Here is a 13,667-nt window from a genome sequence, read left to right as displayed (position 1 = left end):
AGCTCGGCGTTCGACCAAGCTCGGCGTTCGACCAAGCTCGGCGTTCGACCAAGCTCGGCGCGCAGAACGAAGCGGGCCGCCCCCGACGACGTACGTCGAGGACGGCCCGCTGCGGGGTGGAGCGTCAGGCGGGGACGCCCGACTCGCGCGCCGGGATGCGGCCCGCGCGGGACAGGTCGACCGTCAGGTTCTCGCCGGTCGCCGGGTCGAAGAGGTGCATCTTCGAGGTGTCGACCCAGATCTCCGCCTCGTCGCCCTCCCGGACGCGGCTGGCGCCGTCGAGGCTGATGACCAGCTGCGTGCGGAGCGAGTCGCCGTCGAGGTCCTTCTCCAGCTGCTCGAGCTGCTTGACGACCTCCGGCGGCGCCTCGAACGGCAGGTAGGCGTAGGTCTCGCTGCCCAGCCACTCGACGAACTCGACCTTGCCGGAGAACGTCGACCCGCCCGCTCGGGCCTCGTCGACGAGCGACGCGTCCTCGAACGCCTCCGGCCGGATGCCCGCGATGAGCAGGCCCTTGCCGGCCGCCTTCTCGGCCTTGTCGGCCGGGATCTCCACCGTGCCGAAGGGCAGCTTGACGCTGGTGCCCTCGACCTCGGCGGGCAGGAAGTTCATCGGGGGAGACCCGATGAAGCCCGCGACGAAGAGGTTGCCCGGGTTCTCGTAGAGCTCCCGCGGCGAGGCGAGCTGCTGGAGCACGCCCCGCTTGAGCACCGCGACGCGGTCGCCCAGCGTCATCGCCTCGGTCTGGTCGTGGGTGACGTAGACCGTCGTGATGCCGAGCTTCTTCTGCAGGCGCGCGATCTCGCTGCGCATCTGGCCGCGGAGCTTGGCGTCGAGGTTGGACAGCGGCTCGTCGAAGAGGAACGCGTCGGCGTCGCGCACGATCGCGCGACCCATCGCCACCCGCTGGCGCTGGCCGCCCGACAGGTTGCCGGGCTTGCGCTGCAGGTGCTCGTCGAGCTCGAGCGTCTTCGACGCCTCCTTCACCTTCGCGTCGACCTCGGAGTCCGAGGCCCCCGCCAGCCGGAGCGGGAACGCGATGTTCTCGTAGACGGTCAGGTGCGGGTAGAGCGCGTAGTTCTGGAAGACCATCGCCAGGTTGCGGTCGCGCGGCGCGAGGTCGTTGACGCGCTTGTCGCCGATCAGCATGTCGCCGGAGGTGATGTCCTCCAGCCCCACGATCATCCGCAGCAGCGTCGACTTCCCGCAGCCCGACGGGCCGACGAGGATGACGAACTCCCCGTCAGCGATGTCGATGGAGACGTCGTTGACGGCCGGGAAGCCGTCGCCGTACTTCTTGACGATGTTCTTGATCTGGATGCCGGCCACGATTACCCCTTCACTGCGCCGGAGGTGAGACCGGCGACGATCTTGCGCTGGAAGGCCAGCACGATGACGATGATCGGCAGCGTCGCGATGACGGCACCGGCGGCCAGCAGCGAGGCGGGCCGGTTGAACGGGTCGCTCCCCACGAAGAACGACAGGGACGCCGGGATCGGTCGCGCCGCCTCGGTCGAGGTCAGCGAGATGCCGAACACGAAGTCGTTCCACGCGAAGAAGAACGTGAGGATCGCGGCCGTGAAGACGCCGGGGGCGGCCAACGGCACGATCACCTTGCGGAAGGCCTGCCACGACGTCGCGCCGTCGACCTGGGCCGCCTGCTCCATCTCCCACGGGATCTCCCGGAAGAAGGCGGCGAGCGTCCAGATCGCCAGGGGCAGGGTGAACGACATGTAGGGGATGATCAGGCCGGGCCACGTGTCGTACAGCCCGATCGCCCGCCACATGTCGAACAGCGGGCCGACCAGCGACACCACCGGGAACATCGCGATGGCCAGGGCCGTGGAGAGCACGAGCTTCTTGCCCTTGAACTCCAGCCGCGCGATCGCGTACGCCGCGAGCGTGGCCACGATGACCGAGAGCACCGTCGCGATGAGCGAGATGCCGATCGAGTTGAAGATCGCCCGACGGAACTGCTCGTTGTCCCAGGCCGCGACGTAGTTGTCCCAGCCCGCGAACCCGCCCTCGGCCGGGAAGAAGCCGGGCGAGCCGTTGGTGACCGACTCCTGCGACTTGAAGGACAGCGAGATGATCCAGGCCACCGGCAGCAGGCACCAGATGAGGATCAGCGCGGCACCGAGCGCGATGCCGACCTTGCGGAGCGGAGTGTTACCCATCGCTCATCCCTCCTGCCGGGCCGCAGCCAGGTCGACGCGGAACAGCTTGACGATGCCGAAGGCGATGACGAGCACCGAGAGGAACAGGAGCACCGACAGCGCGGATCCCATGCCGATCTGGAACTGCTCGATCACCTGGCGGTAGGTGAGGAACGAGACCGACTCGGTGTTCACCGCACCGCCCGTCATCACGAAGATGTTGTCGAAGATGCGGAAGGCGTCGAGGGCGCGGAACAGGATCGCGACCATGATCGCGGCCCGCATGTTCGGCAGGACCACCTTCCACATGCGCTGCCACCACGTGGCACCGTCGACCTTCGCCGCCTCGATCATGTCCTCGCTGACCTGCGCGAGACCCGCGAGGAGCAGCAGCGACATGAACGGCGTCGTCTTCCAGATCTCGGAGACGCAGATGGCGAACAGGGCCGGGAACTGCTCCCCGAACCAGTTGAAGTTGTCCTCGATGAACGGCACCCACGCGTTGACGAAGCCGTTGGTGGAGGAGAACGCGAACTGCCACGCGAAGCCCGACACCACGGTGATCACGCCGTAGGGGATGAGGATCGAGGTGCGGATGATGCCCCGCGCGAAGATCACGCGGTGCATGACGAGGGCGAACACGAACCCGATGACGAGCTCGAAGAACACCGTCACGACCATGATGCCGACGGTCACCAGCATGGTGCGCCAGAACAGCGGGTCGGTCAGCGCGGTGACGTAGTTCTGCGCCCCCACGAAGCTGCGGTCGTCGGGCGCGGTGAGCGCGTAGTTGGACAGGGACAGCCAGAGGGCCTGGAGCATCGGGAACGCGGTGACGAAGAGCATCACCACGAGGGCCGGCGCGACCAGCTTCATGCCCAGCCGGTTCTCGGCGACCGAGCGGTCGCTGGCGTTCCCGGGCTTGGACTTCTTCGACTTCGGGGTCTTCGCGACCCCGGCGGGTGCGGTCGTCGTGGAGCTCACAGCAGCGCCTTCCCCTGCAGGACGTCACGGATGAACTCGGCCGACTCGCGCGGCGTCGTGTCGGGGTCGACCGAGGCCGGCGGGTGCCACGTGCTCTGCACCGATCCCGAGATCTGGTTGTAGAACGCGCTCTTCGGACGGGTGCCGCCCGCCTCGATGCTCTCGCGGTAGAGGTCGAGCAGGCCCGCGTCGTACGCGTCGACGAGCTCCTGCTCCTCGTAGACCGAGGCCCGGGCGGGCATGAGGCCGTCGTTGACCGCGAGCTGCAGCTGCGCCTCGGGGTCGGTGACGCACTGCGCGGCCTCGATCGCCCAGTCGGGGTGCTCGCTGAACGCGCCCACGCCGATGTCGATGCCGCCGACCGGGGGAGCGGACTCCTCGCCCTCGACGGTGCGCGGGTAGCGCGCCCACGCGAGGTCGGCGAACTCCTCCTCGGAGACCGTGCCCTCGTAGTTCTTGTAGACGAACGTCCAGTTCGTCATGAACTCGCCGGGCCCGTCGCCGTACATCGCGCCCAGCGAGGTGCCCTCGCGGGAGACGGAGAGGTCCGACTGCGCGGCGGGGGAGCTCGCCAGCTGCTGGACGACCGCGGCGGCGGCGCGACCCGCGTCGGAGTCGATGTCGACCTGGGCGTCGACGCCGGCCTCGGTGTCGCTGACGATGTCGCCGCCGGCGCCCTGCACGAGCGAGTTGATCCACACCATGTAGGCCTCGTAGCGGTCCGCCTGCACGCCGACGGTCGCGCCGTTCTCGGCGGCGGCGTCGATGACCTGCGACCAGGTCGCGGTGCCCTCCTCGAGGGCGTCGGCGATGCCGGCCTGCTCGGCCAGCGACTGGCGGTACCAGAGCACCTGCGTGTTGGCCCACTGCGGCGCGGCGTAGATCTTGTCGTCCCACTGCACCGTGTCGGCGGGACCCGACAGCACGTCGTCGTCGACGACCGCCTCGGCCGCCTCGCCCTCGAACTCGGCCAGCCACCCCGCGTTGGCGAACTCCGCCACGAACACGGGGTCGAGGCTCATGAGGTCGGTGGACGAGTCGTTGGCCGCGAGCCGCCGGGCGAGCTGGGTGCGCTGGTCGGTGGCACCCGTCGGGAGGAGCTGGATCGCGATGTCGTAGTCGTCGGTGCTGCACCGCTCCGCCAGTGACGTGAGCGTGGCCTGGCCATCGGGGTTGATGTACCAGTTCAGCGTCGGTTTCCCGTCGCTGCTGCAGGCGGAGAGCGTGCCTGCGGCGAGCACGAGGGCGGCTCCGATGCCGACCCTCCTCACCGCGGACCCCGCCCCGCGCCCTCGGGGGTCACCCATCTGCCACTCCCTCTCCCTTGAGTTATGTGCACCACAGGTCTAGACCGTGGTGCCCGTAATTGCAAGGAGATCCAGCGCGTCGCGCCACGTCAGACGGGGTGCGACGGCATTTCGGGAGGTCGCGGCACGGTCGAGTCGAGGATCACGCCGCGCGGGCGGCCGTGCGACTGATGACGTCGACGAAGAGCGGCCACAACCCCGCCGGGAGGTCGTGGCCCATGCCCTCGACGAGCGTGAGCCGTGCGCCGGGGACGGCGGCGGCGGTGGCGCGGCCGCCGGAGACGTGCACCATCCGGTCCTGCTTGCCGTGCACGACGGAGACCGGGATGCGCAGCCCGCCGAGGGCACGCGTGCGGTCCGGCTGGGTGAGGATCGCCAGCATCTGCCGCAGGATGCCGCTCCCGCTCACGCCGCGACCGTGGGTCTCGACCGCGCGGGCACGGATCCCCTCGGGGGTGTCCGTGTAGGCCGGCGAGCCGATCAGGCGTGCCATGAGGGCCGTGCTCGCGACGTACGACTCCAGGTCGGGACGCCGCGGCGACAGCAGGGAGGGGATCAGGCGCGGGTGCTGCCAGCCCACGCGACGGTTGCCGGTCGTCGACATGATCGAGGTCAGCGACAGCACTCGATCGGGGTGGTCGACGGCGATGGTCTGCGCGATCATCCCGCCCATCGACACGCCCGCCACGTGCGCGCGGTCGACGCCGAGGTGGTCGAGGAGGAGCCCGCCGTCCTCGGCGAGGTCGGCCATCGTGTACGGCGCGGCGACCGGCCGGCCGAGGAAGGCCTGCACGACGCTGGCCTTCCCCACGCGGGCGCGGACGCGGGTGGAGCGACCGACGTCGCGGTTGTCGTAGCGCACGACGTGGAAGCCCTCGAGCGCGAGCATCCGGCACATCCGGTCGGGCCACCAGGTGAGGTGCCCGCCGAGGCCCATGACGAGGAGCACGGTGGGGTCACCGGGGTCGCCGTAGGTCTGGTAACAGAGCTCGACGTCCGCCCGCACCGGGGCGAACAGCTCCTCGGAGCGCGGCACGGCGGCGAGCTCGGGCGGGAGGTCCGGGGGCAGCTCGCCCTCGCCGACGCGCTCCTCCTGCGCGGGAGCCAGCCCGGCGTCGAGGCCCCCGTCCAGCAGGGCTTCCGGGTCCGTCACGCGGGGACTGTCGCTGCTCACCATGAGTCCCATTATGGGGACGGCCCGAGGGGGCTCCCCGCGGCGACGCCCCCGGGGGCTCAGCGCTCGAAGTCGATGGCCGAGTAGGCCCGCAGCTTGCTGAGCCGGTGCTCGGAGGTGACCTGGCGGATGGTGCCGCTGCGCGAGCGCATCACGAGCGAGTCGGTGATCGCGCCGCCGCCGGAGTAGCGCACGCCCTTCATGAGGTCGCCGTCGGTGATGCCCGTGGCCACGAAGAAGCAGTCGTCGCCCTGCACCAGGTCGTCCGTGCCGAGCACGAAGTCGCGGTCGAGGTTGTGGCCGGCGTCGAGGGCGCGCTGGCGCTCGTCGTCGTCGGTGGGCCACAGGCGGCCCTGGATGATGCCGCCGAGGCTCTTCATCGCGCAGGCCGCGATGATGCCCTCCGGCGTGCCGCCGATGCCGAGGAGGAGGTCGACGCCCGAGCCGGCACGCGCGGCGGCGATGGCGCCGGCCACGTCGCCGTCGGAGATGAACTTGATGCGCGCACCGGTCTTCCGGATCTCCTCGGCGAGCTGCGCGTGGCGCGGCCGGTCGAGCAGCACGACGGTGACGTCCTCGGCCGCCGACTTCTTCGACTTGGCCACGCGGGCGATGTTCTCGGCGACGGGGAGGCGGATGTCGACCGAGTCCGCGGCGTCGGGGCCGGCGACCAGCTTCTCCATGTAGAAGACGGCGGACGGGTCGTACATCGAGCCGCGCGGCGCGACCGCGAGCACGGCGATGGCGTTGGACATGCCCTTGGCGGTGAGGGTGGTGCCGTCGATCGGGTCGACGGCCACGTCGCACTCGGGACCGGTGCCGTTGCCGACCTGCTCGCCGTTGAACAGCATGGGGGCGTCGTCCTTCTCGCCCTCGCCGATGACGACGACGCCGTTCATCCCGACGCTGGAGATCATGACGCGCATCGCGTTGACCGCGACGCCGTCGGCGCCGTTCTTGTCGCCCCGCCCGACCCAGCGGCCGGCGGCCATGGCCGCCGCCTCGGTGACCCGGACCAGCTCGAGCGCGAGGTTGCGGTCGGGCGCCTCCGGCTCGACGCGCAGTCCGGCGGGGAGGTCGGTCACCACGGAGGGGTCAGTCGCCATGGCCGGATCGTAGCGGGAGGCGACCGCCGGTGGTGGACCAGACCGGCGCGCCTCACGCCTCGACCGGGTAGCGCACGACCGCCGTCTCCTTGGTGCTCGCCCAGAGGTGCGTCCCGGGCCGCAGCAGCAGCTCGGCGACGGCCGCCGCGGTGACGTCGGCGATGAGGTCCTGCCCGGTGGCCGTGCGCACCCCGACGCGCACCCCGTCGCCGTACGGCGTCAGCTGGCTCACCTGCCCCGCCCAGCGCAGGCGGGCCGACCCGCTGGGCTCCGTGGGCGACAGCGTCACCGCGCTCGGCCGGAACGCCAGCAGGCTGCCGCCGTCCACGGCGGCGACGAGGTTGAGGCCGACGAGCCGTGCGACGTGGTCGGTGCGCGGCCGGGAGGCCACCTCGGCGGGCGTGCCCGTCTGCGCGACCCGGCCGTCCTCGAGCACCACCATGCGGGTGCCGAGCGTGAGGGCGTCGACGGCGTCGTGGGTGACGAGCACGGCGACGCCGTCGTACGACGCCAGGTGGCGCGCCAGCTCGACGCGGAGCGTGGCCGCGACGCCGACGTCGAGCCCGGTGAAGGGCTCGTCGAGGAGGAGCAGCCGCGGTTCGGTGACGAGCGCGCGGGCGATGGCCACGCGCTGCGCCTGCCCGCCGGAGAGCTGGTGGGGGCGGCGGTCGGCGAGGGCGCCGACCCCGAGACGCTCCAGCTCCGTGTTGGCGCGGGCGCGCGCCGTACGGCGGTCGACGCCCCGGGCCCGCAGGCCGAACGCGACGTTCTCGCGGGCGCTGAGGTGGGGGAAGAGGTCGCGGCCCTGCACGACGTGGCCCACGCGCCGGTCGCGGGGGAGCACGTGCGGCGAGGACCACGACCGGCCGTCGACGGTGAGCTCGCCGGCGTCGGGCAGGAGCCCGGCGAGGCAGCGCACGAGGGTCGTCTTGCCGGCGCCGTTCGGTCCGACGACGGCGACGACGTCCCCCGCGTCCGCCGTGAGGGTGGCCTGGAGGCGACCTGGCACGTCGAACCGGGCGTGCAGCAGCGCCGTCATGCCGCGGCCCCCGGCGTGAGCCACCGGTTGCGCAGCAGGAGCAGCACACCGACCGAGGCGAGCAGCAGGATCACGGCGAGCGTGCGGGCCGCGGCGGGGTCGTCGAGGTAGACGGCGTAGATGCGCGACGGCATCGTCTGCGTGGTGCCCGGGTAGTTGCCGGCGAAGGTCACCGTGGCGCCGAACTCCCCGAGCGACCGGGCCCAGGCCAGCACGCCGCCGGCGACGACGCCCGGCAGGGCGAGCGGGAGCGTGACGCGTCGGAAGGTGTGCCACCGGGTCGCGCCGAGCACCGCGGCGGCCTCGTCGTAGGCCTCGCCCGCGCTGCGCAGCGCGCCCTCGACGCTGATGACGAAGAACGGCAGGGCCACGAAGGTGTGGGCCAGCACGACGGCCGCCGTCGTGTAGGGCAGCGTCAGCCCGGTGGCGTCCCGCAGGGGAGCGCCGAGGAGGCCGCTGCGGCCGAGCGCGGCGAGGAGCGCGACGCCGGCCACGACGGGCGGCAGGACCAGCGGGACGGTCACGAGCGCCCGCACCAGGCCGCGTCCGCGGAACTCGACGCGGGCGAGCACCCACGCCAGCGGGGTGCCCACGAGCGCGCAGGCGACGACGGTGGCCAGCGACGTGCGCAGGCTCAACCACAGCGCCGCGCGCACCTCGGGTGTCCGCAGGTCGTCGACGAACGACCCCCACGGCGTGGCGAGCACGAGGGCGACGAGCGGGACGACGAGGAACACCACGGCGACGAGCGCCGGCACCCAGAGGAGGGCCGGCGCTCGTCCGAGGGGGGACCGCGCGGTCATGGGGAGAGTCTGCAGGTCAGGGCGTGCCGAACCCCGCCGCCGTGAGCACGTCGGTGCCGGCGGTGGAGAGCACGAAGTCGATGAACGCCTGGGCCACCGCGGTGTTCCGGCTCTGGTCGAGGAGGGTGATGGGGTACTCGGTGGTCAGCCGCTCGGGCAGGTCGAACGTCTGCACGTCCTCGCCGGCGGCGAGGGCGTCGGTGCGGTAGACGAGCCCGGCGTCGGCCTCGTCCTCGACCACGCGCGACAGCGTCGCCTTCACGTCGGGCTCGAGGCTCGCAGGCTCCCGCTCGACCCCGGCGTCGGCGAGGGCGTCGGCCGCGAGGCCGCCGCAGGGCGCCGTCTCGACGCAGATCACGTAGGTGACGTCCGCGTCGTCCAGGGACTCGATGCCCGTCACGTCGGCCGGGTTGTCCGCCGGGGCGACGAGCACGAGGTCGTTGGTCGCGAAGACGACCGGCTCCTCGGCCTGCGCGTCGGCGGCGCGCTCCATCGAGCGGAGGTCGGCCGTCGCGAGCACGTCGCCCGGCGCACCCTCGGCCGCCTGGTCGGCCAGCGTGCCGGAGGAGTCGAAGACCAGGTCGACCTCGACGCCGTCGTGCTCGGCCTCGAACTGCGCGGCGAGGTCTTCGAACGTCCCCGTGAGCGACGCGGCGGCCGCGACCGTGATGGAGCCGGTCAGCTCGCCGCCCTCGCTCCCCGCGTCGGCGTCGTCGTCGCCGCACGCGGCGAGGGGCAGCAGGGCGAGGAGGAGGGCGGGGGTGGCGGTGCGCAGGGTCGGGCGGTTCACGGTGCTCCTGGTGGACGAGGTGATCGGGGGAAGCGGGTTCAGGGACGTTCGACGACGACGCTCGTCGACTTCACGGACGCGACGGCGCGGGAACCGGGCGCGAGGCCGAGCTCGGTGGCGGCCTCGGCGCTCATGAGCGAGACGACGCGGTAGGGGCCGCACTGGATCTCGACCTGCGCCATCACCGTGTCGGCGACGACGCGCGTCACGATGCCGGGCAGCCGGTTCCGGGCGCTGACCGAGCGCGCCCGGGGGTCGGTGGGCGCGTCCGCCTCGGCGGCGAGGTACGCCGCGAGCTCGGCGCCGTCGACCACCGTCCGCCCGCCGTCCCGGCGCGCGGGCAGGCGCCCGGCGTCGATCCAGCGGCGCACGGTGTCGTCGCTGACGCCCAGGAGCTCGGCGGCCTCGCTCACGCGGTAGGTGTCCACGCCGGCCATCATGCCTCATTTGCGGCACATTCGTTCCAACAGTGCCGCATCTGCGGGGTGATGAACCCGCCCGTCGGTCGGTCGCGACCGGGTTGAGACACTGGGGGCGTGTCGCAGACGTCCCCGCCCGCCGGTCGCCCCGGTCGCTACAACCGCAGCTTCGGTGGCCTGGTCGTCTCCATGGTCGTGCTGGTCCTCGCCGTCGTCGCCTTCGTGGTCGTGCGCGACTTCGCGCGCTCCGACCCCGACATGCCCGTCACGGAGGTCGACTACGTCGAGGCCGTGCGGGCCGGCCAGGAGGCCGGCTTCCCGGTCGTCTACCCGCCGTCGCTCCCGGACGGCTGGGTCGCCACGTCGGCCCTCTTCCCGCTCGGCCCCAACCCCGAGTGGACGCTGGGAATCCTCGTGGACGGCGACGAGTTCGTCGGCGTCAAGGTCGTGCGCGGCGACTCCGGCGCGGTCCTCGACCGGGTGCTGGGCGACCCGTACGAGGTCGACGGCGCCATCGACGTGCCCAACGACGACCCCCTCCTCTCCGGTGACTGGTCGGCGGCGAGCGAGGGCAAGGACGAGGCGCTCTACACCCAGGCCGAGGTCGCCGTGCCCGTGCCGGACGGGGAGACGGCCGCGCCCGGCGCCGAGCCCGCGACCGACACCGCCGTGGTCGTGGTCTACGGGACCATCGGCGAGGACCGGCTCGTCGACTTTGCCCGCACCCTGACCTCCGAGGCGCTGCCGGCGCGCTGACGCGGTTCACCGGCCGCTGGGCCGCGTGTCACCGCCACGCCACGCGCGGGACCACGAGGCGTCGCCGGCGTCGGTTTCGGTGGCCCGCATGACCTCTCGGACCCTGCTGTTCCCCCGTGCCCGCTCGGCCGCGCTGACCGTCGCCCTCGCCACCTGCCTCGGCGCAGGTCTCCTCGCTCCCGCGACCGCCACGGCGGCCGGCCCGGCCGCCGACCACCGCGAGCGGGGCCACGGTCACGGTCACGGTCAGGGTCACGGTCAGGGTCACGGGCGTCACGCGCAGCCCGAGGTGATCGCCCACCGTGGCGCGTCGGGGTACCGCCCGGAGCACACGCTCGCGGCGTACGAGCTCGCGGTCGCGCAGGGTGCCGACATGATCGAGCCCGACGTGGTGGCGACGAAGGACGGCGTGCTGGTCGCCCGCCACGAGAACGAGCTCTCCGGCACCACGGACGTCGCCGACCACCCCGAGCTCGCCGACCGCCGCACGACGAAGGTGATCGACGGACGCCCCGTCACCGGCTGGTTCACCGAGGACCTCACCCTCGCCGAGCTGCGCACGCTGCGCGCCGTCGAGCGGCTGCCGGCGGTGCGGCCAGGGAACACGGCCTACGACGGGCTCCACCCGGTGCCGACGTTGGAGGAGGTGCTGGACCTCGCCGCCGAGCTGTCGGAGGAGACCGGCCGCGAGATCGGCGTCGCGCCGGAGACGAAGCACCCCACCTACTTCGACTCCATCGGGCTCAGCCTCGAGGAGCCCCTCGTGGAGCTGCTCGACGCGCACGGGCTCGACGACGAGCGGGACCCGGTGGTCGTGCAGTCCTTCGAGGTCGGCAACCTCCAGGAGCTCGACGAGCTGACCGACGTGCGCCTCGTGCAGCTCGTGGACGCCGCGGGCGCGCCCTACGACCTCGTGGCCGCGGGCAGCGACGTCACCTACGACGACCTGCTGACGCGGAGCGGGTTGCGCTGGGTCGCGCGGTACGCCGACCAGCTCGCCCCGCACAAGGACCGGGTGCTGCCGCGGGACCCGGCCACCGGTGCCACCGGCCGTCCGAGCGGCGTCGTGCGCGACGCCCACCGCGCGGGGCTGGAGGTCGTCGTGTGGACCCTGCGGGCGGAGAACCAGTTCATGGCGACGAACTTCCGCACCGGGACCGACCCGAACGCCCACGGCGACCTGGCGGCCGAGGCCACGGCGTTCCTCGACGCGGGCGTGGACGTGCTCTTCGCCGATCACCCGGACGTCGTCGTCGCGGCCCGCGACGCGTGGGTCGACCGACGTCCGGGCCACGGCCACGGCCGCTGACGGTCAGCGGCCGCGGTCGGCGACCGGGCGGCGCCACACGGTGGCGGCCAAGCCCGCGGCGCCGGCCGCGAGCCACGGGATCGGCAGGAGCCAGCGGGTGTCGCTCGCGTCCGCGGCGCCCGACGCCAGCAGCGCCCACACCCCGGCGAGCCCGAGGAAGGCGATGCCCATCACGAGGTGGCCGACGTTGACCGGGTGCAGCCCGGCGGCCCACCCCGATCGTGCCGCCGGCCCGGGGTGGGACGTCGCGGCGGTCGTGGCCGGCTCCTCGAGCAGGTCCGTGAGGGGAGCGGTGTCGCGGTGGTCGCGGTGGTCGTCGGGCATGGCGTTCTCCTCGGGGGTGCGGCGCGTGATCGGTGCGGTCGGCTCGTGCGCGCTCATCGGGTCACCACCACGACCTCGCCCAGCCCGAGCCGGACGTCGAGGCTGAGCGCCGTCAGCTCGTCGACGCCGGGGGTCGTGCCCGGCGCGTCGTACGCCTGGTTGAGCGACAGCCCCGGACCGTCGCCGGAGCGGTCGAGCAGCCGCACGGAGCCGAAGCCCACGTCGGTGCGCACCGCCGCGTCGAGGCCCTCGGGCAGCACGACCTCGATCCGGCCGACCCCGCTCTCCACCGTCAGGTGGCGCCCCTCGAGCGCCGCGACGTCCTGGACGTCGCCGAGGTCGATCACCGTCTCCCCGGCCCCGAGCGTGTAGCGGTCGTCGAGGGTCGACGCCGCGGTGGGCCGCACCTCGAGGCGCGCGCCGGTGACGTTCTCCGCGACGAGGGCGATCGCCACGGCGGGCACGAGCACGAGCCCGAGCAGGATCAGGCCGCCGGGGCGACCGAAGAAGGAGCCGACGACGAGCACGGCGCCGACGACGGCCAGGGCGAGCGCCGGGTACGCCGAGGCGGCGACGTCCGCTCCCGCGAGGTCGACGACCGCGAGCACGCCGACGCCGAGCGACGCGAGCGCCAGGGTGAACCAGAACAGGATCGGGCCCGGCTTGCGGGGACGCCGGACCGGCGGGACCGGGGGCACCGGGCGGGCCGGGGGGAACGGCGGCACCGGCGGCACCGGCGGCACCGTGGCGTCGTCCTGCTCCTTGGTCAGCGGCACGGCCGGCGGCGCGGCGTACGGCGAGGTGGGCCCGTACGAGGCGGAGGGCCAGCCGGGGGCGTAGGGCGACCCGGGGGCGTACGGCGAGCCCGGGTGCGCGGCCGGATGCGCGGCCCCTGCCGCGGTCGGTGCGTCCGGTGCGGTCGGTGCGGCGGTCGGCACGTGCGGCATCGCGTAGGACGCCCAGTTCCGCGCCCGCTCCTCGGACCGGCGCTGGTGCTGCCCCACGACGAGGGCGACGACGAGACCGAGGAACAGCAGCGGCCACGGCACCCAGCCGCTGACGAGGTCGCCGAGGAGCGCGAGGCCGGCCAGCGCGGCCGCGATGAGGAGGGCGACGTTGCGGCTGCGGTCGTCGAGCGAGACGACCGCCTCGTCGGTGTCGTCCACCGGGACCAGGAGCCAGAGCGCGCCGTAGAGCAGCAGCCCGCTGCCCCCAAAGAGCACCAGCACGGCGAGCGCCACGCGGGGGACCACGGGGTCGACGTCGAAGTGCCGGGCCAGGCCGCCGGCGACGCCCGCGACGTACCGGTCGCCGCGCGTGCGGCGCAGCCGCTTCAGGTCGCGCATCTCCTCGCCGCCCACGCGGGGGCCGCTGGAGCTGCCGGAAGAGCTACCGGTGGAGCTGCCGGGGGAGTGGCTGCTGTCGGGCCCCGCGCCGGGCCCGTCCTGTGTCGTCATCATGGGATCCAGCGTGGTCGCAGGGGCGGCTCCCCACCATCG

The 13,667-nt window shown here is 73.1% G+C and carries 14 protein-coding genes; 2 read left to right on the top strand and 12 right to left on the bottom strand.

Annotation, left to right across the window (positions count from 1 at the left end):
- Positions 1–124: 124 nt before the first annotated feature.
- From ugpC to PIR53_08595, 10 genes are all read right to left on the bottom strand, one after another.
- Positions 125–1,330 carry a sn-glycerol-3-phosphate ABC transporter ATP-binding protein UgpC gene (ugpC, locus tag PIR53_08640; GenBank protein WZH54042.1) on the bottom strand — a complete coding sequence of 402 codons (1,206 nt, stop codon included), beginning with the start codon at positions 1,328–1,330 and terminating at the stop codon, positions 125–127.
- Positions 1,331–1,332: 2 nt separating this feature from the next.
- Positions 1,333–2,178 carry a carbohydrate ABC transporter permease gene (locus PIR53_08635; protein ID WZH54041.1) on the bottom strand — a complete coding sequence of 282 codons (846 nt, stop codon included), beginning with the start codon at positions 2,176–2,178 and terminating at the stop codon, positions 1,333–1,335.
- Positions 2,179–2,181: 3 nt separating this feature from the next.
- On the bottom strand, positions 2,182–3,141 hold the full coding sequence (locus PIR53_08630; protein WZH54040.1) for a sugar ABC transporter permease: 960 nt from the start codon (positions 3,139–3,141) through the stop codon (positions 2,182–2,184).
- On the bottom strand, positions 3,138–4,448 hold the full coding sequence (locus PIR53_08625; GenBank protein ID WZH54039.1) for an extracellular solute-binding protein: 1,311 nt from the start codon (positions 4,446–4,448) through the stop codon (positions 3,138–3,140). The genes PIR53_08630 and PIR53_08625 overlap by 4 nt, the downstream gene beginning before the upstream one ends.
- A 142-nt stretch (positions 4,449–4,590) precedes the next feature.
- Positions 4,591–5,601, bottom strand: a complete 1,011-nt coding sequence (locus PIR53_08620) for an alpha/beta fold hydrolase (GenBank protein ID WZH54038.1) — start codon at positions 5,599–5,601, stop codon at positions 4,591–4,593.
- Positions 5,602–5,681: 80 nt separating this feature from the next.
- The gene (glpX, locus tag PIR53_08615; protein WZH54037.1) at positions 5,682–6,728 is read right to left on the bottom strand and encodes a class II fructose-bisphosphatase; all 1,047 of its coding nucleotides are present in this window, start codon (positions 6,726–6,728) and stop codon (positions 5,682–5,684) included.
- A 52-nt stretch (positions 6,729–6,780) separates the two neighbouring features.
- On the bottom strand, positions 6,781–7,767 hold the full coding sequence (locus tag PIR53_08610; GenBank protein WZH54036.1) for an ABC transporter ATP-binding protein: 987 nt from the start codon (positions 7,765–7,767) through the stop codon (positions 6,781–6,783).
- The gene (locus PIR53_08605) at positions 7,764–8,570 is read right to left on the bottom strand and encodes an ABC transporter permease (GenBank protein WZH54035.1); all 807 of its coding nucleotides are present in this window, start codon (positions 8,568–8,570) and stop codon (positions 7,764–7,766) included. The genes PIR53_08610 and PIR53_08605 overlap by 4 nt, the downstream gene beginning before the upstream one ends.
- 16 nt (positions 8,571–8,586) lie before the next feature.
- Positions 8,587–9,360 carry a molybdate ABC transporter substrate-binding protein gene (gene modA / locus PIR53_08600; protein WZH54034.1) on the bottom strand — a complete coding sequence of 258 codons (774 nt, stop codon included), beginning with the start codon at positions 9,358–9,360 and terminating at the stop codon, positions 8,587–8,589.
- Positions 9,361–9,398: 38 nt separating this feature from the next.
- Positions 9,399–9,797, bottom strand: a complete 399-nt coding sequence (locus PIR53_08595; GenBank protein ID WZH54428.1) for a helix-turn-helix domain-containing protein — start codon at positions 9,795–9,797, stop codon at positions 9,399–9,401.
- A gap of 99 nt (positions 9,798–9,896) precedes the next feature.
- Between PIR53_08595 and PIR53_08590 the strand changes: the two genes are divergently transcribed.
- Together PIR53_08590 and PIR53_08585 are read left to right on the top strand one after the other, a co-directional pair.
- Positions 9,897–10,535, top strand: coding sequence for a DUF4245 family protein (locus tag PIR53_08590; GenBank protein WZH54033.1), 639 nt, complete (start codon positions 9,897–9,899; stop codon positions 10,533–10,535).
- Positions 10,536–10,623: 88 nt separating this feature from the next.
- The gene (locus PIR53_08585; GenBank protein ID WZH54032.1) at positions 10,624–11,844 is read left to right on the top strand and encodes a glycerophosphodiester phosphodiesterase; all 1,221 of its coding nucleotides are present in this window, start codon (positions 10,624–10,626) and stop codon (positions 11,842–11,844) included.
- Positions 11,845–11,847: 3 nt separating this feature from the next.
- Here the strand turns inward: PIR53_08585 and PIR53_08580 are convergent, their stop codons facing one another.
- Complete coding sequence (locus PIR53_08580) at positions 11,848–12,225, bottom strand: hypothetical protein (protein WZH54031.1); 378 nt, start codon at positions 12,223–12,225, stop codon at positions 11,848–11,850.
- Entirely contained in the window at positions 12,222–13,628 is a 1,407-nt protein-coding gene (locus PIR53_08575) for a PspC domain-containing protein (protein WZH54030.1), read from the bottom strand. The genes PIR53_08580 and PIR53_08575 overlap by 4 nt, the downstream gene beginning before the upstream one ends.
- Positions 13,629–13,667 lie beyond the last annotated feature (39 nt).

This window comes from Nocardioides alkalitolerans (assembly GCA_038184435.1).
GTDB lineage: Bacteria > Actinomycetota > Actinomycetes > Propionibacteriales > Nocardioidaceae > Nocardioides > Nocardioides alkalitolerans_A.
This window is presented reverse-complemented; position numbering and strand designations above follow the sequence as displayed.

What these genes read in the sequence shown, in the direction of transcription:
- PIR53_08635 (WZH54041.1), bottom strand. Translation starts at nt 2,178, where the DNA reads ATGGGTAACACTCCGCTCCGCAAGGTCGGCATCGCGCTCGGTGCCGCG.
- PIR53_08625 (WZH54039.1), bottom strand. Translation starts at nt 4,448, where the DNA reads ATGGGTGACCCCCGAGGGCGCGGGGCGGGGTCCGCGGTGAGGAGGGTC.
- glpX (WZH54037.1), bottom strand. Translation starts at nt 6,728, where the DNA reads ATGGCGACTGACCCCTCCGTGGTGACCGACCTCCCCGCCGGACTGCGC.
- PIR53_08610 (WZH54036.1), bottom strand. Translation starts at nt 7,767, where the DNA reads ATGACGGCGCTGCTGCACGCCCGGTTCGACGTGCCAGGTCGCCTCCAG.
- PIR53_08605 (WZH54035.1), bottom strand. Translation starts at nt 8,570, where the DNA reads ATGACCGCGCGGTCCCCCCTCGGACGAGCGCCGGCCCTCCTCTGGGTG.
- PIR53_08595 (WZH54428.1), bottom strand. Translation starts at nt 9,797, where the DNA reads ATGGCCGGCGTGGACACCTACCGCGTGAGCGAGGCCGCCGAGCTCCTG.
- PIR53_08585 (WZH54032.1), top strand. Translation starts at nt 10,624, where the DNA reads ATGACCTCTCGGACCCTGCTGTTCCCCCGTGCCCGCTCGGCCGCGCTG.
- PIR53_08580 (WZH54031.1), bottom strand. Translation starts at nt 12,225, where the DNA reads ATGAGCGCGCACGAGCCGACCGCACCGATCACGCGCCGCACCCCCGAG.
- PIR53_08575 (WZH54030.1), bottom strand. Translation starts at nt 13,628, where the DNA reads ATGATGACGACACAGGACGGGCCCGGCGCGGGGCCCGACAGCAGCCAC.